The organism is Bacteroidales bacterium (genome assembly GCA_016707785.1).
Lineage (GTDB): Bacteria > Bacteroidota > Bacteroidia > Bacteroidales > UBA4417 > UBA4417.
The window spans coordinates 77,514-104,097 of sequence record JADJGZ010000005.1; the positions used below are offsets into that span (position 1 = coordinate 77,514).

At 42.5% G+C, this 26,584-nt stretch carries 22 protein-coding genes and 1 riboswitch; of the genes, 10 read left to right on the plus strand and 12 right to left on the minus strand.

The genetic code is table 11. From position 1 onward, the window contains the following. Window positions 1-20 precede the first annotated feature (20 nt). Window positions 21-968, plus strand: coding sequence for a hypothetical protein (locus IPH84_04465; GenBank protein ID MBK7172483.1), 948 nt, complete (start codon window positions 21-23; stop codon window positions 966-968). Here the strand turns inward: IPH84_04465 and IPH84_04470 are convergent. Beyond that, on the minus strand, window positions 954-1,226 hold the full coding sequence (locus tag IPH84_04470) for a hypothetical protein (protein ID MBK7172484.1): 273 nt from the start codon (window positions 1,224-1,226) through the stop codon (window positions 954-956). The genes IPH84_04465 and IPH84_04470 overlap by 15 nt on opposite strands. A gap of 37 nt (window positions 1,227-1,263) precedes the next feature. Between IPH84_04470 and IPH84_04475 the strand changes: the two genes are divergently transcribed. Continuing rightward, the gene (locus IPH84_04475) at window positions 1,264-1,494 is read left to right on the plus strand and encodes a hypothetical protein (protein ID MBK7172485.1); all 231 of its coding nucleotides are present in this window, start codon (window positions 1,264-1,266) and stop codon (window positions 1,492-1,494) included. 85 nt (window positions 1,495-1,579) lie between these two features. On the opposite strand, the gene ygeW is transcribed toward IPH84_04475, so the two are convergent. The 3 genes from ygeW to IPH84_04490 form a co-directional block, all read right to left on the minus strand. Next, complete coding sequence (gene ygeW, locus IPH84_04480) at window positions 1,580-2,770, minus strand: knotted carbamoyltransferase YgeW (GenBank protein ID MBK7172486.1); 1,191 nt, start codon at window positions 2,768-2,770, stop codon at window positions 1,580-1,582. 98 nt (window positions 2,771-2,868) lie between these two features. Continuing rightward, entirely contained in the window at window positions 2,869-4,056 is a 1,188-nt protein-coding gene (locus IPH84_04485) for a YgeY family selenium metabolism-linked hydrolase (protein MBK7172487.1), read from the minus strand. A 156-nt stretch (window positions 4,057-4,212) separates the two neighbouring features. Further along, window positions 4,213-4,953, minus strand: a complete 741-nt coding sequence (locus tag IPH84_04490; GenBank protein MBK7172488.1) for an XdhC family protein — start codon at window positions 4,951-4,953, stop codon at window positions 4,213-4,215. Window positions 4,954-5,200: 247 nt separating this feature from the next. Between IPH84_04490 and IPH84_04495 the strand changes: the two genes are divergently transcribed. Beyond that, window positions 5,201-7,561: a glycoside hydrolase family 31 protein gene (locus IPH84_04495; protein ID MBK7172489.1), complete on the plus strand. Its 2,361-nt coding sequence runs from the start codon at window positions 5,201-5,203 to the stop codon at window positions 7,559-7,561. Between the two features lie 161 nt (window positions 7,562-7,722). Here the strand turns inward: IPH84_04495 and IPH84_04500 are convergent, their stop codons facing one another. Further along, window positions 7,723-8,547, minus strand: coding sequence for a LexA family transcriptional regulator (locus IPH84_04500; GenBank protein ID MBK7172490.1), 825 nt, complete (start codon window positions 8,545-8,547; stop codon window positions 7,723-7,725). A gap of 340 nt (window positions 8,548-8,887) precedes the next feature. Here IPH84_04500 and dinB point away from each other — a divergent pair, with 340 nt between their 5' ends. The 7 genes from dinB (at window position 8,888) to IPH84_04535 (ending at window position 17,479) form a co-directional block, all read left to right on the plus strand. Next, a complete protein-coding gene (dinB, locus tag IPH84_04505; protein ID MBK7172491.1) occupies window positions 8,888-10,063 on the plus strand; it encodes a DNA polymerase IV in 1,176 nt (391 codons plus the stop codon). A gap of 317 nt (window positions 10,064-10,380) precedes the next feature. Next, window positions 10,381-13,323 (plus strand): DNA polymerase III subunit alpha, encoded by a 2,943-nt coding sequence (locus IPH84_04510; protein ID MBK7172492.1) that lies wholly within the window; start codon window positions 10,381-10,383, stop codon window positions 13,321-13,323. Window positions 13,324-13,469: 146 nt separating this feature from the next. Further along, window positions 13,470-14,045 (plus strand): hypothetical protein, encoded by a 576-nt coding sequence (locus IPH84_04515; GenBank protein ID MBK7172493.1) that lies wholly within the window; start codon window positions 13,470-13,472, stop codon window positions 14,043-14,045. After that, window positions 14,042-14,641 (plus strand): hypothetical protein, encoded by a 600-nt coding sequence (locus IPH84_04520; protein ID MBK7172494.1) that lies wholly within the window; start codon window positions 14,042-14,044, stop codon window positions 14,639-14,641. Before IPH84_04515 ends, IPH84_04520 begins: the two co-directional genes overlap by 4 nt. Window positions 14,642-14,724: 83 nt before the next feature. Next, complete coding sequence (locus tag IPH84_04525) at window positions 14,725-15,864, plus strand: hypothetical protein (GenBank protein MBK7172495.1); 1,140 nt, start codon at window positions 14,725-14,727, stop codon at window positions 15,862-15,864. Window positions 15,865-15,937: 73 nt separating this feature from the next. Next, the gene (locus IPH84_04530) at window positions 15,938-17,011 is read left to right on the plus strand and encodes a hypothetical protein (GenBank protein MBK7172496.1); all 1,074 of its coding nucleotides are present in this window, start codon (window positions 15,938-15,940) and stop codon (window positions 17,009-17,011) included. 81 nt (window positions 17,012-17,092) lie between these two features. Next, on the plus strand, window positions 17,093-17,479 hold the full coding sequence (locus IPH84_04535; GenBank protein ID MBK7172497.1) for a DUF302 domain-containing protein: 387 nt from the start codon (window positions 17,093-17,095) through the stop codon (window positions 17,477-17,479). Between the two features lie 41 nt (window positions 17,480-17,520). Here IPH84_04535 and IPH84_04540 read toward each other — a convergent pair whose 3' ends face one another. The 7 genes from IPH84_04540 to IPH84_04570 all read right to left on the minus strand — a co-directional run bounded on the left by IPH84_04540 (window position 17,521) and on the right by IPH84_04570 (window position 26,563). Next, window positions 17,521-20,112, minus strand: a complete 2,592-nt coding sequence (locus IPH84_04540; protein MBK7172498.1) for a TonB-dependent receptor — start codon at window positions 20,110-20,112, stop codon at window positions 17,521-17,523. A gap of 133 nt (window positions 20,113-20,245) precedes the next feature. Next, a riboswitch (FMN riboswitch) is annotated at window positions 20,246-20,370 on the minus strand. A 101-nt stretch (window positions 20,371-20,471) separates the two neighbouring features. Continuing rightward, window positions 20,472-21,503: a glucosaminidase domain-containing protein gene (locus IPH84_04545; protein MBK7172499.1), complete on the minus strand. Its 1,032-nt coding sequence runs from the start codon at window positions 21,501-21,503 to the stop codon at window positions 20,472-20,474. Between the two features lie 329 nt (window positions 21,504-21,832). Further along, entirely contained in the window at window positions 21,833-22,420 is a 588-nt protein-coding gene (locus IPH84_04550) for a ribonuclease HII (protein MBK7172500.1), read from the minus strand. Window positions 22,421-22,422: 2 nt separating this feature from the next. Continuing rightward, a complete protein-coding gene (locus IPH84_04555; protein MBK7172501.1) occupies window positions 22,423-23,403 on the minus strand; it encodes a hypothetical protein in 981 nt (326 codons plus the stop codon). After that, on the minus strand, window positions 23,397-24,713 hold the full coding sequence (gene purD / locus IPH84_04560; protein ID MBK7172502.1) for a phosphoribosylamine--glycine ligase: 1,317 nt from the start codon (window positions 24,711-24,713) through the stop codon (window positions 23,397-23,399). The genes IPH84_04555 and purD overlap by 7 nt, the downstream gene beginning before the upstream one ends. 64 nt (window positions 24,714-24,777) lie before the next feature. Beyond that, a complete protein-coding gene (locus tag IPH84_04565) occupies window positions 24,778-25,692 on the minus strand; it encodes a dihydroorotate dehydrogenase (protein MBK7172503.1) in 915 nt (304 codons plus the stop codon). A 94-nt stretch (window positions 25,693-25,786) separates the two neighbouring features. After that, window positions 25,787-26,563 (minus strand): dihydroorotate dehydrogenase electron transfer subunit, encoded by a 777-nt coding sequence (locus tag IPH84_04570; protein MBK7172504.1) that lies wholly within the window; start codon window positions 26,561-26,563, stop codon window positions 25,787-25,789. Window positions 26,564-26,584: the final 21 nt, after the last annotated feature.

Consider the following 26,584-nt stretch of genomic DNA (forward strand, 5'->3'; position numbering starts at 1 on the left):
TTCTCAGAAAACCCAAGGCCATGAAAGCTGCATCTTTGATCATCTTGCTTGCGATATTCGTTTATTTCACCGGAAATACACAAGTTAGCTCAGTTTCGCCAACAGACATTATCACTGATTTTCACCACGATACCTCCCCCGCACTTTGCGACATGCCATTGATTTTGCCAGGAGAGAAAACGTCCAGGTGGAAAAACAATGAAATCCCTAACCAGCCCTTTTCTGCACAATGGGCTGGATATCAAGGTTCTGACGGACGCGTTTTTGAGCAGGATCCTGCTATTCAGGATTTTATGGGATTGGAAGCACCGGTAAGTACAATCCTCAATTATGATGGCATTCCCGGAAACGGCACCAACGCCCCTCCCGACCCTGTAGGTGATGTTGGCATGAACCATTATGTACAAGCTGTCAATACCTCTTTTGCAGTGTACGAAAAAACCGGGAACCTTGTGTATGGACCGGCAAGCCTTGGAACCATCTGGCAGGGATTTCCGGGAGGCTATACCACTGATGGTGACCCTATTGTGCTATACGATCAGCTTGCCGGAAGATGGATCATGAGCCAGTTTTCGTTACCAAACTATCCTAATGGCCCGTATTATGAACTCATTGCTGTTTCTCAAACCGAAAGTCCATTGGGGGCCTGGCACCGGTATGCCTTCCAGTTCAGCAAAATGCCTGACTATCCCAAATTTGGTGTGTGGCCGGATGGATATTACTTTTCAGCAAAATCATTTTCAGGCACTAACTGGCAGGCCCATGGTGCTGTTGGGCGGGATTCAAGCTTGCTGGAGGTACGCCCGGATGATTATGTTTCAGCAGGAAACATCCCTGAAACAAATGCTGCCAGCCGACCTGGATGGTACTGCCGGCCCAGCAGGTTCCCCCGGTCTTTTCATCATGGTGAGCGACGATGCCATGGGCGATACGACCGATCATCTCATGATCTATCAACTCCATACTGATTGGCAAAATATAGCAAATACCTCATTCACAGGACCATTAATACTTAATACATTGGCTTTCGACCAGACACTCTGCTCGCAGGGGATATCCTGTATTCCGCAAAAAGGAACAGGCCAACGCCTGGATGCACTTTCCAACTTATGCCAGCTCAACCGGAATTTGGACCGATGCTTGTAAATCTCCGTTGAAGCCGGATAATAACCTGCATGCACGTGGTGTGAAAGAGGCGCACCAGCGGTATGCGAAATTTTCCTCAATGGCGAGGAATAGTGATCCCAGGACTTATGTCGATGCTTGAAGAAATTGTTTTACCGGGTTAGGTTCCAGGGATTATCCTGGGGGTTACTCTCAATGAATGTGCCGCGGGGATGCAACCTTCTGGTAAACGATACCACCAATATTGACGGGCAGGCAAGCCAGGCTTTGTTTAGCCATGGCTCCCCCTTTACGGTGGGGAAGTGTGATATGCCGGCAACCCGCCCGGTTTCTGAAAATCAGGAGTTGGTGAGCACAGATTCAGCTTGAGGCTCGAATTGAGGCAGGCATATATCTGTGCATGTTCACTGCCGGAAACAGCAAAGAACTACACAAACTAATAAGGATCAGATAATTAGAGAACCCTAGGGGAATTCTTATCAGCAACTTCCCGAAGCACCCGGGCAGGATTTGCAAAACGGTTGGTAAGCATCATCGCAGCAATGATATAAGGCTTAAATCCGGCTTGTTTATATAAGGGCACCCTGTACCTTTCGAAAACAGAGGCAGCAACTTCACCCTGCTTGCAGCTAACACCGGTGATATCTGCAGGTAAGCAATGCAGGTAAAGGGCTTTAGCATCCTTTGTAAGCTTCATTTTATCCTCTGTACATTCCCAATCCATGAATTTTGCATTATTTGCAAGGCATTCCTTCTCAAGGGATTTCAATCCATCATGGTCTGAAGCCCTAAGCAGGCTGGTTCTTCTTTCCATCACATGATAGGGAGCCCAGCTTTTGGGGTAAACTATATCAGCACCCTTGAATGCTTCTTCCATGGAATTTGACACTTTAAAGCTTCCACCACTTTCAGCAGCCTGCCTTCCCGCTGTTTCAACCACTTCAGGAATTAAACCGTACCCTTCGGGATAAGCAAGTTCCACATCCATACCGAAACGAGTCATCAGTCCTATAATACCCTGAGGAACAGAAAGTGGCTTTCCATAGCTTGGTGAATATGCCCAGGTCATGGCAATCTTCTTTCCTTTCAATGCATCCAGGGAGCCAAAAACAGATTTTAGGTGCAGAAGGTCAGCCATACTTTGCGTAGGATGATCAATATCGCATTGAAGGTTAACAATGCCTGGACGCTGCGGAAGAACACCATCGGCAAAGGCTTCATCAAGTGCTGCGCCTACTTCACGCATATAAGCATTCCCGGCTCCAAGGTACATATCGTCGCGAATTCCAATGATATCACTTAAGAAAGAGATCATTGCAGAAGTCTCCCTAACAGTTTCGCCATGAGCAATTTGCGATTTCCCTTCATCCAGGTCCTGAACAGCAAGTCCCAGCAAATTTGCCGCAGAAGCAAATGAAAACCTTGTCCGGGTTGAATTATCCCTGAACTGAGAAATGGCCAGTCCTGAATCAAAAACCCTGGCTGAAATATTATTGTCACGAAGTGATTTTAAGGCTTCTGCAACTGCTAAAATCGTTTTCAGGTCAGCAATTGATTTTTCCCAGGTGAGAAGAAAATCCTTTTGGTATAATTGTGAACTAAGAGCGTCCAGTTCTGTTAAATTCTTTTGAAAATTCGGGTTCATATCCGCTATCTATTTATGTTTTTTTTAATTACCTTGTTTTCAGACTTTTACAGGAGGTTTGCAAAAATCATTCAGCCAAAGTCACTTTTTTTTTTTGATTATATGGTGTAGGCCAAAGCTGCATAAAATGCTGAGGCAGCAACCAGGTCACTAACAGGAACTTTCTCATTCGGGGCATGAGCCAGTACTTCATTTCCCGGGCCGAATCCGATACAAGGTATCTTGTAATAACCATTAATGGTAACCCCATTGGTCGAGAAAGTCCATTTATCAACCAGGGGAGCCTTGTTGAACAAGCCGGTAAATGCTTTCGCGGCGCTTACAACCAAAGGATGACTTTCTTCAATCTTCCATGTGGGATAATACTTTTCCATGCCATATCTCAAACCGGTAAAGGCTGTCTCCTCATATTGCAATATCTCAACAGTAGCATCCATATCTTTCACAATTTCCATCACCTCAGCAAGAGCCGATTCTTTTGTCTCGCCCCAGGTCAATCTGCGGTCCAGGTGGATTTTCGCATAATCAGACACTGCACATAATGAAGGACTGCCTGATATGAATTCCGATAAGGCCACACTCCCTTTACCAAGGAAAGGATCAGAAGACAGGCGTTCATTCAGCTTTTCTATTTCCAGGCATGCCCTGGAGGCCGTGTAAATAGCATTTTTACCTCTTTCAGGAGCAGATCCGTGCGCTGACACACCTTTGAAAGTGATTTCTATCTCCATTCTCCCCCTGTGCCCCCTGTATATATTAAGGTTGGTTGGTTCTGTAATAACCACAAAATCAGGCTGGATACCTTCTTCTTCTACAATATATTTCCAGCAAAGTCCATCGCAATCCTCTTCAATCACAGAGCCTGTAAAATACAACGTAAGGTCCATATCAAAAGCAAGCTCTTTCAGAATGCGACCTGCCGTAACAAAAGCAGCCGGGCCACCTTTTTGGTCGACAGTACCTCTGCCAAATACAAATCCGTCCTTAATTTCACCCGAAAAAGGGTCAGAAGTCCAGTTGGCAGCATTCCCAACATCCACAGTATCAATATGGCCATCGAAAGCCAATATTCTTCTCCCGTTTCCTATTCTTCCGATCACATTCCCTAATCCATCAATCCTGGCTTCATCAAAGCCTGCTTCAAGCATCTGTCGTTTAAGTTCTTCCGCTACCCCTTTTTCACCCAGGCTCAACGACTTCTGACGTACCAGTTTTGAAAGATTAGTGGCTGTATAATCAGCATACTTTGCTGATAACTCATTGATTTTTAAAAGAATATCATTCATTTTCGTTACTTTCTATTTTGATCAAAGTTAGAAAATATTGTTTACATCCACTTATGCTTTTATGGAGTTGTTCTGTTATAAATAGAAGGCATTAAGGGGAGTTATTTTCAGTTTCCTTAACCTGACCACATGCTCATTCAGGCAGAGTTCCTGACGTCAATGAGTTTTGCCAGGATACTGACGGCAATTTCCTGTGGAGTTTCGGCATTCATTTTCAGTCCGATTGGCATATCTACGGTATCTAACTCCTCCTTTGGTCAGCAGGTTTTCTTCCTGGAAACGCTTTCTGAGTAAGGCGATTTTCCGGCCACTGCCAATCATCCCAATGTAATGATGGGGTTTTCTCGCAACCCGGGCAAGGATATCTTCATCATAAGAATGCTTTGGAGTCACAATCACCAGGTATGACTGACTGTTGAACGGAATTTGCTCAATAGCTTCGAAATAGTCCAGGTTTAAGAGTGTACATGAAGGAAAGTCCTCATTAAATATTTCAGGCCGGGGGTCGATGATGGTAACATTAAAACCCAGGTCCACAGCCATTTTTGATAAAGCACGTCCTATGTGCCCTCCTCCGAAAATATAAAGATTCTGCGACTGGCAGATGGGTTCAAGATAAACCTCCATTTCTCCGCCACAATGCATATTAAGGTCATCCTGAAGATGAAAGGCAAACTTCTGAGGTTTTCCGCCCGACATCAATTCCAGGGCTTTACTTGTGACATCTTTTTCTACAGAGCCCCCTCCAATTGTTCCCCAGACTGTGCCATCAGCAAAAACAAGCATTTTGGAACCCGCTTTCCTTGGAGTGGAACCGGAGGATGTAATCACAATGCAGAGCACAGCCGGCCTTCCTGTAGATTTTATTTCCTCAATTTTCTGATAGATACTATGCATAATCCTATCTTCTCTCTTTTTTGCAAAGCTACGGAAGGCAGTTCAAAAACACATATGATAACATAAATTTAGCTTATTTTGCAATTGAGTTGAGTTCAGGGTCAATCAGGAAAAAAATTTCTCAGGATAACCGTTTTCAAAAAACCAATTCAATGAAAACCTTTCTTTCTATCCTTCTTTTTTCACTCTTACTATTGGAGTGAATGCCCAGCAGTTCCCCGACAATAGTCTCGGCAATGTGAAAAAAATGTCGCGCAAAACCAACCAGGTTACTTTCGAAACCACTAATGGGATTGCTGTTGTGACAGTATATTCACCGGAAATTATCAGGATCAGTATTTCAAAATCTGCTATTAAGGAAGATCATTCCTATGCAGTGATTGCAGTACCTCAAACCTGCCAGGTAAAGATTCTGGAGACAGAAGGTTTAACTCTCATAAAAACTGATGCCCTGCAACTTGAAGCATCCATGAGCCCTCTCCGGTTCACGCTTAAGGATAGTAAAGGAAATCTTCTGAACCAGGATGAACCGGCATTTGGCACCACCTGGGTTGGAGAAGAAGTAACAACTTTCAAGAAAATGCAGGAAGGTGAGAAATTCATTGGTCTTGGCGAGAAAACCGGCAACCTCGACCGCAGAGGCGAAGGCTATGTGAACTGGAATTCTGATACTCCAGGCTATACTGTTAACCAGGATCCGATTTATGCCTCATTTCCTTTTTATATTGGCATCCACCACCAGGTGAGCTATGGGGTATTCTTCGATAATACCTTTAAAAGCTATTTTAATTTCGGTGCTTCCAATGACAGGTATTCTTCTTTTGGAGCAGATGCAGGAAATATGAATTATTACCTTATCGGTGGAGAAAGCATAGCAAAAATCATTGAAAACTACTCCTGGCTTACAGGTCGTATGCCCATGCCTCCAATTTGGGGATTGGGATATCAGCAAAGCAGATGGAGTTATTTTCCTGATACCGAAGTCCTTAACCTTGCAACAAGTTTCAGGGAAAAGAAATTTCCTCTGGATGTTTTATACCTTGACATTCATTATATGGATGCCTATAAAGTATTTACCTGGCATCCTGAACGTTTCAAACAGCCCGCTTCCATGGTGGAACAACTCAGGAAAATGGGCATCAATACTGCCGTGATCATCGATCCGGGCATCAAGGTCGAAAAGGGTTACCATGCATATGAAGATGGCGTGAAGAACCAGATGTTCCTGAAGTATCCTGACGGAACCAATTATACAGCACAGGTATGGCCCGGATGGTGCAATTTCCCTGATTTTACCAAACCCGCAGCACGCCAATGGTGGGGTGAACAGTTTAAAGGGAATGTTGAAACAGGCGTAACAGGCTTCTGGAACGATATGAATGAGGTAGCTTCCTGGGGTGGAGGAAAAACATCCTCTATAGTCAGGTTCGACTGGGAAGGTAAAGGGGCATCCTACAGGGAAGGAAAAAATGTTTACGGGATGCTTATGTCAAAAAGCACTTATGAAGGAACCAAAGCGTTGATGAACAAGAGGCCTTTGATCCTGACGAGGGCTGCATTTTCAGGGGCACAACGATATACAGCCATCTGGACAGGAGACAATGTAGCCAGTGAAGAACATATGATGCTTGGATGCCGGCTTGTTAATTCTCTGGGTATCACAGGTATGCCATTCTGTGGCACTGATGTGGGCGGTTTTATGACAGCAGATGCCAGTTCTGACCTTTTTGCCAGGTGGATTTCCATCGGCACTTTTACTCCATTCTTCAGGGTTCATAAACATTATGACTTCAAACGCTCTGAGCCCTGGTCATATGGCCCCTTCACTGAAACCTATGCAAGAAATTACATTTCGCTCAGATATAAGCTCCTCCCCTACATTTACTCTGCTTTCTATGAAGCCCACACGACCGGTATGCCTATCAACCGCTCACTGGTTATTGATCATACTTATAATGAAAAATGCTGGTATTATGCCTATCAGCATCAGTTTATGTTCGGCCCCTCCCTGCTGGTTGCCCCTGTTGAGAGCACCAAGCAGCTTACACAGGTTTATCTCCCCGAAGGAACCTGGTATGACTTCTATACAGGCAAACAATATACTGGTGACCAGGAAATCATGGTTGAATGTCTCATTGATAAGTTGCCGGTATTTGCTAAGGGTGGAAGTTTCATCCCCATGCAGACACTCGTACAGAGTACTTCAGAAAAGCCTTCAGATACACTTTTTATCCATGTTTACAATGGAACAGAAGCCGGACAATTCCTATATTATGAGGATGATGGAGTGAGCCTTGAAAATGAAAATGGCAAATTCATGACCCGAAAATTCGAATTTGATCCCGTGGCAAAACAAATCTCTGTTAAATCAGCTGAAGGGCCTTACAAAAGCCAATTCAAAGTACTGGCACTGATCCTGCATGGATTTGAGGCTAACCCGACTTTAAAAGTTGATGGAACAGTTAATAAAGGGGTAAAACAATCATTGGATATCCTGACAGCCTTAAATGAAAAGGATCCTTTGGCTACTTATGCAAGGAAATTTGTGCAGGAGGTAACGGTCATTACCTTCAATGATAACAATGGAAGTCATACCCTGAGCTGGTAGTAATTGTAAATAACGCGAATCAAGCGTTGAATATTTAATTGATTGATTTACTTTGTATAAACCTGACAGGTTTTGGAAACCTGTCAGGTTTAAGCAAAGTAAGATCAACTAGTCAAATTCAACCCTTGATTCGTATAAATAGTTGAAATGTCCGGAATTTACTATTCAAACAAGTTCCCCTGTTTCAGTTTAGCTTTAATTTCGGCCATTTCTTTTTTAAGAGTGGCCAATGAACTGGCAAACTCATTCCTTGGCAGGTTGGGTTCCGGCAATTCGGCGCTGATATAGTGTACAAAACGCCATATCTCCCTTACATCCTTAATATCAATAAAATAGGATTCATACAAAGGATTCAGGGAATGTAGTAACAGTCGGCCTTCACTTTCAATCCGCTCTTCCAGGATTTTAAACATAATACCATCTTCAATGGTAAGCACGATATATGCCTGACCATCTCTCAGCAGTTTCCAGTTCTGGACAAATTCTCCTGTAACCCAGGAGCCATCGGGTATCGGAAGCATTGAATCACCATTGATCTGAAAGGTCCGGTATTTCCGCTCCGACGATAAAAAGGGAAGCTGAAAGGTAGGAAGCACCCTGATATATTCAGGATCAGCAAAGCCTGTCCTGTAACCAGCCGAAGCCTTATGGTTCACCAGTTCAATATTTTCATTGTTTTCGCTGTTCACCGTAGTAGTAAGTACCCTCAGCTTACTTCCGCTTATGAAAACGTCAAAACCTCTTTCCAACTGGGAGAGTTCACTTTCATTCAATTTCGACAGATCCACCTTTAGCAGGGTATCCACTGCTATTTTATAATAAGCTGAGAAAGCCAGCAAGGCTTCAATCCCCGGTTCAGCCACTCCATTCTCATATCCGCTCACTGTTGAACGTTTCATATCCATTGCCACGGCTACATCATCCTGTGTTCTGCCTCTCCTTTTCCGAAGCAGTTTGATGTTCTGTCCAAAAATATTTTCGTCCATTTTATGCAGGTATTAAAATTTTGATTATATTGTAATCAACAAAATGATTAATTTTTGATCAAAGATAATACAATTATGAGATGATTACGCAAAATGTGATTTTTTTTTGCCCCAAGGGGGAGTGCTGAATATGCTGAGTGCTGGGTGCTGATCCAGGGCAAATGAATCCAAAATCAAGCCCAAGTCTCAATCCCAAAATCCAAAAATCCATCTGAATCGCAAGTCCCAAAATCCAAATCCCAAATCCAAGTCTCAACTCCAAATCCATCGAAATCAGCCACCGACATCGAAATCCGACATCAAACATCAAACATCCGACATCAAACATTAGACATCCCCCATGTTCGCCACACCACACACCATAGTCCATTTCGATCTCGACACCTTTTTCGTGGCGGTAGAGAGGCTGACGAACAGCAAACTCATCGGGAAGCCTGTGATTGTCGGGGGCTTCTCTGATCGCAGTGTGGTTTCCAGTTGCAGTTATGAAGCCAGGCATTTTGGGGTACACTCGGCTATGCCCATGAAGATGGCCCGCATCCTTTGTCCGGATGCCATCGTTGTAAGGGGCGATATGGAGCAGTACACCAAATACTCCAATATAGTTACCTCTATCATTGCCGAAAAGGCCCCGGTATATGAAAAAGCCAGCATTGATGAACATTACCTGGATATCACAGGAATGGACCGCTTCTTTGGCAGTATGAAATGGACCCATGAATTGCGGCAAAACATCATTCATGAAACAGGACTGCCTATCTCTTTCGGGCTTTCAGTAAACAAAACCGTCTGTAAAATCGCCACCGGGGAAGCCAAGCCTAATGGGGAACTGGAAATCAGCAGCGACAGGGTCATGCCCTTCCTCGCCCCCCTCTCCATCAGCAAAATTCCCGGCATTGGCGACAAAACCTTCCGGCTGCTCCGCTCTATGGGCATTGCAACCATCGACACCCTTAGCCGTATCCCCCCCGAAATGGTAGAGAAAGTGCTGGGACAAAACGGACTGGTGATCTGGAAAAAGGCCAACGGGATTGACACCACTCCTGTTATCCCCTACTCCGAACGTAAAAGCATCAGCACCGAAACCACTTTCGACCAGGATACCATCGATATACACATGATCAATGACCTGCTCGTATGTATGGTGGAAAAGATTGCTTACTCCCTGCGAAAAAAGCAGAAACTCACCTCCTGTGTCACTGTCAAAATCCGCTATTCCAACTTCGATACCCATACCATGCAAATGCGAATCCCCTATACTTCCTTCGACCATGTGCTGATCCCCATTGCCAGGGAACTATTCCGAAAGGTGTACCAGCGCCGTATGCTCATCCGCCTGATCGGGGTAAAATTCAGCCACCTGATCACCGGTACCCAGCAAATTGACCTGTTCGACGACACCCCCGAACTCATTAACCTCTACCAGGCCGTGGATCGTATGCGCCTGCGCTACGGACGAAAGTCGGTGGTAAGGGCTGTGGGGATTAATATGGAGGAGGAGGAGGAGGAGGATTGATGCGGTGCTGAGTGCCGGGTGCTGGGAAGAGTGCAAGCAGTCCATGGGCTCAAGATCCAAGTCAAAGTCCTGAGTCAAAATCCAAAGTCCCAAGTGCTAAGTGCTGGGTGATGGAATCCAATAAATCCAAAATCCCAAGATCCAAGTCCCATCCGCCAGCTGGCGGACCAAGATCAAAAATCCAAAATCCGAGCCAAAGGCTTCCCTTCGGGACAATCCAAAATCCGCAATCTGCAATCCAAAATCCCCACTCCGCAATCCGACATCAAACATCCCACATTAGACATCCGACATCCGACATTAGACATTAGACATCCATGTACCTCAACTGCCACTCATACTACAGCCTTCGCTACGGAACCCTGCCACTCGACCAACTGGTACAAACGGCTCTGGATCAGGGAATAAATTGTATGACTCTTACTGATATCAACAACAGTATGGGCGTGGTGGATTTTGTGAAAGAATGTGGCAAAAAAGGCATCAGGCCATTAGCCGGAATTGAGTTCAGGGATGGGAATAAGCTGCTGTATATTGGTATCGCCCGAAATAACCAGGGATTCAAGGAACTTAACGATTTCCTCAGTTATCACAATATACAAGGTATCCCTCTCCCCGATCGCCCCCCGGCTTTTAATCACTGCTATGTGATCTATCCTTTTGGCAAATTGCGGGTTGCGGAATTAAGGCAAAATGAATTCACCGGAATCCGGATACCAGAACTAAACCTGTTACTATCATCAGAGTACCGGCACAAGCAGGAGAAATTACTTGCACTATGTCCGCTAACTTTTTCTGATGAAAAGGGCTATGAACTGCATCGTAACCTAAGGGCAATCGATAACAATATTTTACTAAGCATGCTGACGCCTGCCATGGTAGCTCCGCCCGATGAAATGTTTCTTTCACCTTCCAGAATCAGGGAATGTTTTGAATCATACCCGCAAATCCTTCTGAATACCAGTCGATTAATGGAGGATTGCAGTATAGAATTTGATTTCACCACAGTAAAAAACAAAAAGCTATTCTCAGCCAGTGCCTACGACGACAAACTTCTTCTTGAAAAGCTTGCCATGGATGGCCTTTACTACCGCTACGGCAAAAAGGATAAGGAAGCCCTCCGCAGGGTAAAGCACGAACTTGAGATCATCGACCGGCTTGGATTTTCGGCCTACTTCCTCATTACCTGGGACATTATCCGCTATACCATGAGCCGTACATTTTACCATGTAGGAAGGGGCAGCGGAGCCAACAGCATTGTTGCTTATTGCCTGAGAATCACCGATGTTGACCCCATTGAACTAAACCTTTACTTCGAACGCTTTCTCAATCCCAAACGCAGCAGTCCGCCTGATTTCGACATCGACTACTCATGGAAAGACCGTGATGAGGTGTTCGATTATATTTTCAAGCGCTACGGCAGGGAACATACCGCATTGCTGGGGGCAACCAGTACCTTCAAGGGAAAATCCATATTAAGGGAACTGGGGAAAGTATATGGTTTACCAAAGGAAGAAATTGATATCCTCGTGGAAGAGCCCAATAACCCGTTGAATAATAACGATATCGCCAACCACATAATGAATGTAGGGGTGCGGATGACCGATTTCCCGAATATCCGGAGCATTCATGCCGGGGGAGTGCTGGTTTCGGAAGAACCGCTCACCTGCTACACTGCCCTCGATATGCCCCCAAAGGCTTTCCCTACCACCCAGTGGGATATGTATGTGGCGGAAGACCTGGGATTTGAGAAACTGGACATACTTAGCCAGCGTGGACTGGGCCACATAAAGGAATGTGCTGATATCATCCGCGAAAACAGGGGGATTAATGTGGATGTCCACCGGGTCCAGGATTTTAAGAAGGATGAAAAAGTCAAGTCCCAGCTCAGGATCAGTGAAACCATTGGCTGCTTCTATATTGAAAGTCCGGCCATGAGAGGACTGCTGTCGAAACTCAAATGCGACAACTACCTCACCCTCGTGGCAGCCAGTAGTATCATTCGACCGGGAGTGGCCAGGTCGGGGATGATGAAAGAATACATCTGGAGGTTTCATAATCCCGATAAGTTCAGTTACATACACCCTATTATGGCAGAGCAACTGGGGGAAACCTATGGGGTAATGGTATACCAGGAAGATGTTTTGAAAATCTGCCATCACTTTGCAGGCATGGACCTGGCAGATGCCGATGTCCTCAGGCGTGCCATGAGCGGGAAATTCAGGTCGAGGGTTGAATTCCAGAAGATTGTGGATAAATTCTTCGACAATTGCAGGGCCAGAAAATACCCTGAAGATATAATCAAGGAGGTATGGAGGCAAATAGAATCCTTTGCCGGCTACTCTTTCTCCAAAGCCCATTCAGCTTCCTTTGCCGTGGAAAGCTACCAGAGCCTTTACCTGAAAGCCCACTACCCCATCGAATTCATGGTGGCGGTGATCAATAATTTCGGTGGATTTTACAAAACATGGGTATATGTAAATGAAGCCCGCCGCTGCGGGGCAAAAATTGAGCTCCCCTGCGTTAATCACAGTATGCATACAACCTCACTCAGCGGGATAACCATATGGCTGGGATTCATCCATATAGCCAACCTCGAATCGCAGGTGGCGCATGCCATTATTGAAGAGCGACAGAAAAACGGGGAATACCAAAGCCTTGAGGATTTCACTAACCGCATCCCGGTCGGGCTCGAACAGGCCATCATCCTCATCAGGCTGAATGCCTTCCGGTTTACAGGGAAAACAAAGCAGCAGTTATTATGGGAAGTTCATAACCTGCTGAGGAAAAGCACCCCTCCCCCTTCTACCGGGGCTTTGTTCACCACCCCTGCCCGAAGGTTCGAATTACCGGTATTGGTCAGGTCCGACCGGGAAGATGCCTTTGATGAAATGGAACTGATTGATTTCCCTGTCACCATGAGCTATTTCGAACTGCTGCAAACCCAGTACCGGGGCGAGATAGATGCCCATGGACTCCGCTCTTATATTGGCCGGCAGGTAAAAATGGTGGGAATGCTGGTAACCATCAAATATGTACGGACGATCAGGGATGAGGTAATGAATTTCGGGACTTTCTTTGATGTAAAAGGCGAATTTTTCGACACGGTACACTTTCCACCTGTCATGAAGCAATACCCCTTCAAAGGCAGAGGAGTGTACCTGATTCTGGGAAAAGTAGTGGAAGAATTCGGCTTCCCCATTATTGAAGTGGAGAAAATGGCTAAACTTCCGTTGGTGAAGGATGATCGGTATCTTTAATTCACATTATTTCATTTTTATTAAGGTTTCTCAACAAACATGTGAATAATCTTCAAATAAATACAATATATTTGATTGTTCATTCATTCACAATCAGGTCATACATCCTTTATTAATTAAGTCATTCATATTATTGAATCTAGAAAATGAAAAAGATCATCTTTGTAGTTTTAACTATTATCTCTATTCAACTCAAGGCCCAATCTTACGACATCAATTACCAGGAACCTGAACCGAAATTTTATATCGGATTACAGTCGGGACTGGAAAGTTTTGCTGGACTTATCGGGATTACCGCAGATTATAGAATCACCGGTAACTTTTTTATCCATGCAGGTGCAGGATTAGGCTCATGGGGTACTAAAATCAGTGGAGGAATCCGCAATGAAAGTAAATCAACCAATAGCTTTTGCTACGGTATTTACCTTTCAAGAGCTTCCGGGCTTAGTAATTTCATAACCCAGATGGAAACCACATCAGGCACTAAAGATGTAACAATGGATCTTTACTCCGGGATGACCTTGAATCCCACTATCGGATATAAATGGGTAATGCGTAAACGACACCGCTTTTTCCTGGAAGCAGGATATGCAGTACCCCTGCAGGATTCGCCATGGAAAGTAACTGATGGTTCTGAACTTACCTCTACCAGTAAACAGGTACTCAAAATTTTAAGCCCGGGTGGTTTGAGCCTTGGTATGGGAATTCAATTTGCATTATGAGGTTAAGACTGATTTGTACCCTTCTTGTTTTTTTCTGCTTTTATCAGCTTTCCGCACAGCAGGCAAGTTCCGATAGTACATTAAAAACTCCTGCCCTTAGAAATTTCTACTTAGGCGCCGGTACCGGGTTGAATGGACCCTCTGGCCTGGCCGGTATTTTTGTGAATTACCGCCTTTATAAATTTGTCCACCTGAATGCAGGCACCGGGTTGAGTTTATGGGGTTTCAGGCATAGTATAGGCGCCGAAATTGATGCAAATCCTGTGAAAGGAGGGGGTGTCGGCATTGGCTATTCCTATTCAACAGGTTTTGATAAGATTAATCTGTCAATATCAAACGGCAGTAGTTCTACCATGAGGGTCATGCAACTCTATCCTACCAAGACGATTAATCTGACATTTCATTATAAACTGTTGATTTTCAAGCGGCACTATTTTCAATTCTACACCGGAATCGCATCAAAGGTTGGGACAAGAGTTGCAGGGCAATATAGGATTCTGGAGGGAGATCCGCTTTCACGAGATGACAAAGATGTTCTAAATGTGATGGTCCCAGGTGGCTTTATGCTGGGTGCAAATCTTATGCTGGCACTTTAGTTTGTTAGCGTATCCTGTTCTCTTATCGAAATTTATTGACTCATTCAATGAGACATTCTGTTATTTTTACAAAAAATGAGATGATGAAAATCGTGCATAGGTTATTTTTCTTGTTTATTCTCCTTTTGACATTGTTGGTGCAATCCCCGGCACAACCTTCGAAGGCACACAATCTTGTCTTCACGGACCTGCCACAGCAATGGGATGAAGCCATTCCTTTAGGTAATGGTATGATTGGTGCACTCGTATGGCAAAAAGGAGCTAACCTCCGCATCTCAATAGACCGGGCTGATCTTTGGGATCTCAGGCCCACGAAGGAAATTGAAAAATACACTTACCAATGGGCTTATCAGCATAAATTGTCAGGAGACTGGGATACAGTGTGGAAGGTTGCTGATGAACCTTATGATCGTGATGCTGCTCCAACAAAAATACCCGGGGCAGCCCTTGAATTCGATATCAGCCAATTTGGGAAACCTCTTTCCATTGAGCTGGATATTGCCTCTGCCATGTGCTCCATTAAGTGGAAAGAGGGTATTTCTTTCTTAATCTGTATAGATGCAACACAGAATATAGGCCGTTATTCCTGGAAAGGGACCAGCATCCCTCCTATCCTTATTCCCCCTGCCTACTCATCTGATCCTTCAAATCAAAGCAATGACCAGGTGGTGGATGGACAGGATCTGAGGCGCCTGGGTTATCCCAAAGGAAAAGTAATCAGTAAAAAGAACCTTCAGGTTTATACCCAGAAATGCTGGGGTCCATTGAATTACCGTGCTGCAGTTGCATGGAAGATGGCTGAAGCCAACTCAGAAGGTACCTTTACGATCAGCGCCCATTATTCTGACGAACCTAAAGCTCCAAAAGCTGAGAAATCAGTCATTCATGCGCTGAAGCAAGGGTTTGACCAGGCAGTGGCTGCTCACAAACAATGGTGGCGGTCATACTGGAGTCAAAGTTCAATTTCAGTCCCGGATAAACAACTGGAGAAACAATGGTACCTGGAGCAATATAAATTCGGGTCTGCATCCCGGAAAGGTTGTCCTCCTATTTCTCTGCAGGCGGTCTGGACAGCTGATAATGGAAAACTCCCACCCTGGAAAGGCGATTTCCATAATGATTTGAATACTCAATTAAGTTATTGGTCATCATACAGCAGCAATCACCTGGAAGAAGCTGCCGTTTTCACCGACTGGCTCTGGAAAAAGCAAACCCTATTTTGAACAGTACACTAAAAGGGTATTCGGAACTGATGGAATAAACGTTCCGGGAGTTTCTACACTGCGTGGTAAAGAAATGGGTGGATGGCATATGTATGCAATGTCACCCACCGTAAGTTGCTGGCTTTCACAACATTTCTACCTTCAATGGAGATATTCGATGGACAGGGAATTCCTTGAACAAAAGGCATATCCCTGGTTCAAAGGAGTTGCTACCTACCTGGAGCAGGTTACTACTCTGAAAGACGGGCAAAGAGTACTTCCAATGAGTTCCAGTCCGGAAACCAATGACGGCGGAATAAAAGCCTGGTTCCTGGAGATGACCAACTTCGACAGGGCATTGATTTATTATGCATTCACAAAGTCTGCAGAACTGGCTAAGGAACTGGGACTGGAAAATGAAAGTAAACACTGGCTGGAACTGGCAGCAGAAGTGCCTCCTCTTGTAGTTGATCCTCAGGAAGGATTAATGGTTGCACCCGGGTTTCCTTATCACGACTCTCACAGGCATTTTTCGCACCTGATGTCAATGCATCCTTTGGGCATCCTTGATTTCAACAATGAGCACGACAGAACCATCATGTTGAATAGCCTGTCCAATCTCGAATTGCGTGGAACCGACTGGTGGTGTGGCTATTCCTTTAGCTGGCTGGGAAATATCTATGCACGGATGGGAATGGGTGAAAAAGCTGCTGATGTCCTGAATATATTTTCGAGATGCTTTTGCTCACCCAATAGCTTTCACCTGAATGGGGATCAATGTAAAGCAGGACATTCGCAAATGACTTACCGGCCTTTCACACTTGAAGGAAACTTTGCATTTGCTGCAGGGCTTCAGGAGATGCTGCTGCAAAGTCATGCAGGGTTTATTGATATCTTCCCTGCCATACCTGGATTTTGGAAAGATGTTTCATTTGAAAACCTGAGAACTGAAGGAGCATTCCTGGTAAGTGCCTCAAGAAAAAATGGGATGACCGAAAAATTCAGTATTCAATCAACATCTGAAGGAGAAATACTTGTGAAATTACCTTTTAGGACGCATGTGAAGAAAAACATGAAAGGGGTAACTTACATTGAGGATCAAAAGGGTTATATCAGGCTGCAGTTTCAAAAAAGCGGAAGCATTGAATTCGAAAATGGATATGAATAAGCCGTGTCAAACAATATGAAAGAAATGCAGTAATCCTGACATGCTTGCATTACCTTTGTAATATTCCTAGACAATCAACCCATGAAACCCTACTTCTCAAAAACAGTTACTACCAGTTTTGAGGTTGCTATTCAAAATATTACGGATATCCTGAAAGAATTTGGTTTTGGTATCATAACCGAAATAGATATAAAAGACACTTTCAAGAAGAAAATTGATGCGAACTTCAGGCCTTACAGGATACTTGGAGCCTGTAATCCCAATTTTGCATTTAAAGCGCTAACTCAGGATGATAAGGTAGGGATCATGCTTCCTTGCAATGTTATTGTGCAGGAACATGAAGACGGGAAAGTAGAAATCGTAATTGTAAACCCTGAAATTGCAATAAAATCCTTTCACAACCCTGAATTAGAAGACTTTGCATGTGAAGTTTCTGGGGTTATGCGAAAAGTGATTGCACGTCTCTAAAGAAATAAATTTCCCTCATTTCAAGGATTAGTCTCAGCCGCTCAGAAGCTAAGCTTCATTGAAACATTAAAAGTCCTTCCCTGCGACCAAAATCCTGAAAATGTGGATTCATCATGCAGGATTCCGTCTTCACCACGGGTCATCACTTCCTTATTCATCACATTCTGGCAACTTAATTGTAAGGTTAGGTCCGACTGCTGTATCGTGCACTGATAGGATAAATAAAGATCAAGCAGGTTATATGCAGGAATCCTGAAAGGTTGTGATCTATCGGATTTATTCGTTCGATTAGATGGCTCAAAATTGGAATAAAGCGAATCATAGTACACCCAATTGCAGATCACATTGAAATGTTCAAGAAAGCTATAATCGATTGATAATCCCAACTGAGTCTGAGGGGCATCCCCCACATACAGGCCCTTGGTATATATCCTTGTTGAATCTACCAGCACCTGGTTATCATTGTAAATACTTGCAGCTACATCATTTTGCCATCTCCAATCTCCTACCGATAGCGAAGTATTTACTGTAAGATCTTTGAAGAGCAGAAGCCCCAGTTCCAGTTCAATGCCACGGTGTAATGCATTTAGACCTCTAATGAGGGCGCGGGTCATGCTACTGTCAGCCAGTTGAATATTTTCCTTTGATAGAATGGCTTTGTCCTTCCAAATGGTGTTATAAGCATTAATCCTTCCCGAAATCCTGCCGGAATTGTATTCGTACCCTAATTCTGATGCTGTAATCTTTTCATTGCGAAGATCCCTCGCTACTGCATTCGAAAAATTAACATATACAAATTTGAAGTAGGGCTCCCTTGAGTAATAACCAACATTGGCATATAGCTTTCCATGAGATCCAATCTCCCTACTTGCACCTGCTTTTATATCAAAACCTACTCTATTCACTTTTTCACTCAAAGGAGATAAAGGATAGTTATAAGGATCTTCGCGCTGATAATAAGTTGTAGAAATAGTGGAAGCTAAAAAGCTTTTCCAGGGTTTAAAGTCATATTCAAATTGTCCGAATAGATTCCCGTATTGCAGAAGCGAATAATTGTCCACATTGATGATATCGCCCTTATATTTTATCTGCTCCCTGCCTGAAATTCCACTAAGTGACCATGCAAATTGTTCAATCCATACTTTTCCGCCCATTAAATCGTCAATTTCTTCGTAAAGATGTGATTTAAATGTCCGAACATGAACTCCACCTTTGATTTTCACTTTTTTACTGATTGAATAATCCAAACTGCTTAAAAGTCCTACCCAATAATGATTCGCCCTGTAATTTGTAAGGACATTTCTGGAATAATTCTTTACCCATGTACCATTTGAGATAAGGAACGAATCACTATTATTCAGGTTATTGAGGTAGGCTTGGTCAAAATCGATCTGGTTATTTTTCTTGAAATACCATAGCGAAGGACCGTAATTAAAGGATTCGGTATACCTTCCCCCACCCCGACCGAAAGACACATAAGCTGATGTTGCCAGGAAAGCTTTTTCAGAAATATTCCAGTAATGATTCAGATTAATCTGGGGTTTATGATAAAAGTTTTCAGAGAGGTTCAATATCTTCCCGTTATAGATCCCCCAGCTTGAATTGTAGCGGGTTCCAAATTCTGAGACTTCAGCAACCGTTGAAGGGTAATTCTTTTGACCATGTCGTTCCGGTGATCCCATTGCAGTGAAAATAAGCATCTGTTTTGGGGTGATTTCCTGGCTTACGGATAGGAAATATGACCAGGCGTCCACATATGTACCTTTCACATATCCCTCTCCTGACAATCTTGATCCTAAAACAGTTACAGCTGTTCCATGTTTCATTTTCCCGGTTGAGAACTGCATCACGGTTTTCTGGTTGCCAAAATCACTCAGGCTATACCTTACAATTCCCCCTTCCTGACTCCTGGTGCTTTTGGTAATAATATTGACAGTACCTCCAACCGAATTCATAGCAACATTGGAAGCACCAAGTCCCCTCTGCACCTGGATGGCTTCAGTGGCGTCAGTCAGCCCTGACCAGTTTGACCAGTAAACCAATCCATTTTCCATGCTACTAACCGGGACTCCATTCAAAAGTAATGCAACGTTTTCCTGTTGAAACCCCCTGATTGTTAATCTATTATCACCATTGCCTCCACCCGATTTTGTAGCGTAAACACCAGGAATGAGTTTAAGGATTTCTGGATAGTCCTGGTTACCACTTTGATTCTCAATAGTTTTTGAGCTCACTGTTGAAACGGCAACAGGTATTCCTTTCTCCGAAACAAAGGAAGAAATGACATGAACTTCGTCAAGCCCTATCACTTTAGGAATCAATGATATAGATCCTAAATTTAAAATCTCATTATTGTTTATTGAAACCTCAACCTGTTTTTCTTCGAACGTCAGATGTTGAAGGATTAATATATATTTACCGGTAGCAACCTGGATGGCAAAGGTTCCATTGGCATCAGAAATCACACCTTTCTGTTGCCCGGATATACTAACACTCACAGAAGGTACTGGCTGTAGGGTTGAGATATCCCTCAGTACCCCTTTAATCAAACCTGAAGTTTGGGCATTCAGTAATGAGGTTGTAAAAAATAATCCCAGGAATACTGCTGGTTTGAAAAGGAAACGTGTAATCATTTCTAATAATTTTTTGATGCATATTCTTTTTGTGATGGCACAAAAAAACCCAGTGATTACTCCCGGGCATGATGATCAAAAAAATACAATATATCCAGACCCGGGCCGGTTGAGGTGGCCCATGACCGATACAATGATTCTTCTTCCATCCAGACTTTACTGTCGGTACCGGAATTCAACCGGTTCAGTCCCGTTATTTGTACGGGAGTCGCGGACTATACCGCCGGTCGGGAATTTCGCCCTGCCCTGAAGAATATATCCCTGTTAACCAAATAACAGGAAGAGTGCAAAAGTAATAATTTTAATATATAAGAGAAGTAGATTTGAAAAAATCACTTTACTTTTTCCGGAGCCTGGACCTAGAATAAGAATCTGTCCTGATTCCTGAGATGAATCACCTGACCGGGATTTAGATCCTCATCCCCTAACATATCATTATACTTTAAAAGCAACTTCAGTTTTACCCCTGTTTCCTGAGAAATAGAATACATTGAATCAGTTTTTTTGACGATAAAGGTATCTTCAACACCTCTTCTTTTCTTAGGTTCCAGGTAAATGATTTGTCCAATCGTTAAAACATCCATTTCCAACATATCATTGTCTTTGTATACCTGGAAGGCAAATATTCCAAATTCTTTTGCGATTCCATACCAGGTGTCACCCTGCTTGGCAAAGATGAAAGGAATTCCATTATTTTCATAAACCTTTCTGCCGGATTCTGTTGTTCTTCGAATCTTAAATAAGCTTTCAGCAGGAGTTTTATAACCTTCTTTGAAAAGCCTGCTGTCAGAGATTTTAGCAATGTATTCTTCTTTAAGTGCAGGATCTTGAACAGGATCCTTTTCAAGTTTGGCAATGCTGTTCTCCAGTTTATCAAAGCGTGAGAGATTATGAGTCTCAATGAGTCTGATCAGAATTGCAGGATATTGCGGATTAGTGGCATACCCGGCTTGTTTCAATCCCATTGCCCATCCGGTATAATCGTTGGAATCAAGTGAGAATAGCGCAGCATATCTGGGTCGGGTGGAAAGGAATATGGAATGATCACGATAGGAATCCTCAGCATTATTATATTTCCTGAAACATTCATGCTCTTCATCATCATCATAGTAAAATCGTTCGCCGGTCCAATCTTTATGGCATTTAATACCAAAATGATTATTGGCTTCCGAAGCTAGTGGACTTAACCCACAATTACTCTCAATGATGCCCTGGGCAAGTGTAATGCTCGCCGGAATCTTATAGATCAACATTTCCTCTATGGCGATACTTTTGAACTTCTCGATGTAGGATTTATAATCCGGAATTTGGGTGGTTTGAGATAATATTTCCTCACTCAAGAGCAAAATCAGGAAAATAATTAGAAAGGATCTATATGATTTAAGTGACATTTTACTCAGTTTTAGTTTATTAGTAATTACAAAGGTAATAACATCTATTCGAAACCTTTGTCAAACAATGATTCTGAATAATTTTAAATATTTATATTTTTATTTTAATAAAATGAATCAATCTGCCATTACTTATTATATATTTGTAGCGTAAATCAATTAGTTACTAATTTATTTTACAAACTCTCGTAAATACTTGTGTACTTCTTATCAAACTCGTTCAGAGTTTGAGGTTTTCTGGTTAATATTTGGTTAATAATTTGGTTCAGCTAACCCCGCCCATGCGGGGTTTTCTGCTTTTATACGCCATAGTATTGATTAGCTGGATTTTACCAAAGACTTAATTGCATTGAGAAACTCTTCCGATGAAATGGGGTTATACCAAACCTGGCTATAGCTTCTCTATGAAACAGAGTGGGATATCCTTTATTTTTATCCCATTGATAATCTGGATATAGCTTTGAAAGAGCGTCCATAAAGTCATCACGATAGGTTTTGGCAAGCACAGATGCAGCAGCAATAGATAAATAGATTCCATCACCTTTTATTATACAGGAGTAAGGAATATCATTGAAAGCATGAAAGCGGTTTCCATCAATCAACAGATATCCGGGAGGTACATCCAATTTTTCAATTGCCAAATGCATCGCTTTTATAGAGGCATTCAGAATATTAATCTGATCGATTACATTATTATCAACGGAAGCAACAGCAAAAGAAACAGCCTCTTTTTCAATTTCAAACCTGAGTTTTTCCCTCTTCTTTTGAGTTAGTTTCTTTGAATCATCCAATTCATGATTATGATAATCAGAAGGAAGAATTACAGCTGCAGCATAAACAGGTCCACATAAACATCCTCTACCAGCCTCATCACAACCGGCTTCGATCTTACCTGTCCCATATGTACTTTTCAACACACTCATGCAAGGAACCTTAAAGTGAGCAGAAGAATTACAAATGCAAGTACAAACCATTCAAAAAAAGTTGATTTCTTTGAGAGACTTATTACTCCGGTAATTGCAAAAGATAATGGGACATAAAAAATCTGATGACTTTCTTTCAAAGGAGCTCCTGATATTATTATCAAAGGTATGCAGGCAAAAATCAGATTCATCATAATAAATGATTTGCGCCTGATACTGATTACCCTGTCCTGAACAAGATTAACCAAAGTAAACGATGAGATTCCAAGTATGAGTATCAGTCCGGCTAACCAAATGTATTGAATTAAAGAAAGACCTGCCAGGTTAAGCCCTGGATCTTCAATAGATTGGAGCATATTACTCAACCCTATCTCTAGTTTATCTGTCCAAAAATACCAGCTGAACAGGTAAACAAAAGGTATCAGGTATCCAATGAGTGTGATTATCCACTCTCTCCAAGTAGTAATACGATAGGTCATAAAAGAAAACCAAATAAGCAAAAGGAGATAAACAGATGGAAAATAAAACAGAGATGCAATACCTATTGAAAGTGATGCTGAAAATACTTGTCGTAGTGGATCCTGTTGCCCATATATCCGCATTAGCGTATGAATAGCAAACAATAACAATAAGCTCGCAGGTAATAAGGGATGCAGAAGCAACAAAGCCGGATTCCAGCTTAGAAAAAACAGTAAAAATATGGCAGAAAGGAAATTGTCTCTGGAATGGATATCATTCACCGAGCCAATATAATAGAGTAATAAACATAAAGATATTGTCAGCAGAAGAGCAACAAGTGTTGGAATGACTGGCCACCATGAAATCACTTGTACCAAAAGGACATAAAGAGGACCTTCGGATACAATTCTGAGAGGCTGCTGTGGCTCTATAAAGGCTGGCAACCATAGCAAAGTACCTATTGCAATGAATAGTAAAAACTGAATAAAAAAACCAAGTCTGGAAATTCTCCTTAACATCCTGAAGTATTCATCGGTTTAAAAGAAGCGAGGTCATTACCAATATCTCTCCTGAAATAAGCACCTTCATAGCTTGCACAATCCATTGAACGATAAACATTTGCCAATGCATCTTCCAAATTATCGCCAAATTCCATAATAGCTATAACCCTACCTCCAGAAGTCACAGCTTTTCCCAATGAAGTATTAAAAGTAGTGCCCGCATGGATCAGCATTGCAGTAGATGATTTTTTAACTTCAATTGGCTTACCTTTAATATAAGAACCAGGATAGCCAGCTGAAACCATCATCACACAAGCTGCAGTTCTGGGGTCTGTTTCAATTGTTTGCCGGTCCAGGCAACCATCCGATGCAGCAATCAATAATTCGAGGATATCATTTGAAATTCTGGGCAATACTACTTCAGTCTCTGGGTCACCCAACCTGACATTGTATTCTATTACATATGGATTCCCATTAACATTCATCAGTCCGATAAACAGAAATCCCTTATAGGTAATTCCTTCATCTATTAATCCTTTCACCGATGGTTTGATAATCTGATCTTCAACCTTTTTCATGAAAGATAGATCTGCAAAAGGCACGGGTGATATTGATCCCATCCCACCTGTATTCAGGCCTGTATCTCCCTCTCCTATTCTTTTATAATCCTTAGCTTCAGGCAAAATCAGGTAATTTTTCCCATCAAGCAATACAAACACTGATAATTCAATACCATCAAGGAATTCTTCAATCACAACCTTAGATGATGCTTCCCCAAATTTTTGATTGAGAAGCATTTCCCTTAATTCAATTTCGGCTTCACGAATTTCAGAGAGAATAACTACACCCTTTCCAGCGGCTAAACCGTCAGCTTTCAGAACAAATGGTGGTTTTATTCTCCTCAGAAAAGCAACACCCTCTTCTATTGTATCTCTTGTGAAGGTTTCAAATTTAGCTGTCGGAATACTATTCTTTATCATGAAATTCTTTGCAAAATCCTTGCTGCCTTCCAAAGCTGCACCAGCCTTATCAGGACCAATGACTTTTATATGGGCAATTTCAGGATCTGCAAGAAAGTAGTCATGGATGCCTTTAACAAGTGGCTCTTCAGGCCCTACAACAACCAGATCAATGTTTTCTTTCAGTACCAGGTTCTTAATCAACTCAAAATCCAAAATATTCAAGTCAATATTTACACCAAATTCCGAGGTTCCTGCATTACCGGGAGCCGTAAAGAGATTATTACAAAACTGACTTTGTTTAATTTTCCAGGCTAAAGTGTATTCTCTCCCTCCCGAGCCAAGTATCAGCACATTTGTTTTTTTCATGGTCATTATAATCTCCGGTTCATTCAGTTGCAATTTATTGAAAAATGCTTTCTGCAATATCCTATCAGGTTTCAAGGCTTCCTATAATTTCATTCACTGAATTGAATTTATGTCTGATAAGATAATCTTCAATTCCATCAACAATTTTTATACAAACAGATGGATCAATAAAATTAGCTGTACCCACTTGTATAGCAGTGGCACCGGCAATCAGGAATTCAATTGCATCGGTTGCATTGGAAATTCCTCCCATACCTATCACTGGAATTTTTACAGCTTTGGCAACCTGCCAAACCATTCTCAGTGCAATTGGTTTAATTGCAGGGCCAGATAAACCGCCTGTAATCGTTGATAACAGAGGCTTTCTTTTCTCTGCATCAATGGCCATTCCCAGTAAAGTATTGATCAATGAAACAGAATCAGCCCCTTCATCCTGCACGGCCAGGGCAATGTCTGCAATATTGGTAACATTAGGCGAGAGCTTGACAATCAATGTTTTATCATAAACATCCCTCACTGCGCGGGTCACAGAAGCAGCCATAGGACAGGAAGTCCCAAAAGCCATTCCCCCTTCTTTTACATTCGGGCACGAAATATTCAATTCAATCCCGGTTACATGTTCCAGGGCATTCAATTTCTCAGCCACCTCAATATATCCTTCCACTGTGGAATCGGAGACATTTACAACGATTTCAGTATCATAATGGCTGATCCGGGGATAAATCTGGTGGATAAAGTATTCAACCCCCTTATTTTGAAGTCCGACTGAATTAAGCATTCCCATTGGTGTTTCAACCATCCGGGGATATTTGTTGCCATCTCGGTTTTTTGATGTACATGCTTTGGTAAGGATACCACCTAGCCTGTTAACATCCATAAAATCATCAAATTCCGGCCCATATCCAAATGTTCCGGAGGCAGACATAACCGGGTTTTTAAGCTGTAATGAGTGGATTTTTACAGATAGGTCTGGCTTCATTTTATTCAAGTCTTGAATTAACCCTATAAATGTACGATTTGTCTTTCATATCAGGAATTCCGGAGAAGTTACCAAATCCTGATCAGGCATTACATCAATGCCAACCGGCTAATTCTCTACTATCGAAAACAGGTCCTTCAACACAAGTTGTTTTGTTTCCTTCATGAGTTTCCACAATACAGCACAGGCAGGCACCAATGCCACAAGCCATCAGGTTTTCCAGGGAGACTTCACAAGGTACATTTCTTGAATAAGCAAGACTGGCCACAGCTTTCATCATAGGATTCGGCCCACAGGCATAGATTTTATTATAGTTCAGTTCTTTATTGTGAAAGATTGAGTGCTGAGTAACAAGACCTTTTTCCCCTCTGGAACCATCATCAGTAGAAATGAAAACCCTGGCAAACGGTTCATACACCCATGGTTCAATAATGTCTTTCTCTGTTCGTCCACCAATAAGAACATCAACATTGCAACCTTTACTGTGAAGTGATTTTGCTAAAAGCAACATAGGTGCAATTCCCACTCCTCCTCCAATAAGAAGAGCATCAGAGCCTTCAGGATCTGAAAATGGGCGACCTAAAGGATAAATCATATTTACTGTATCTCCCTCACTAAGGCATGAAAGAGTCTTAGTACCATCACCCACCGATTTAATGAGAATTGAGACTACCCTGTTTTCATAATCTACATCATAAATTGAAAACGGGCGTCGGAGATAGGTTGATGGTGAACCAGTTACAAGAACTTCGGCAAATTGACCCGGTTCGATGGAAGGTAATGGCTCTGAGCATTGGAGATAAAGAACAAAATAATCAGGATTGATGATATCATTTCTGACTACCTTGAAATCATGCATAAACTTCTTCATTTTCAGTTTTTTGCTTAGTTT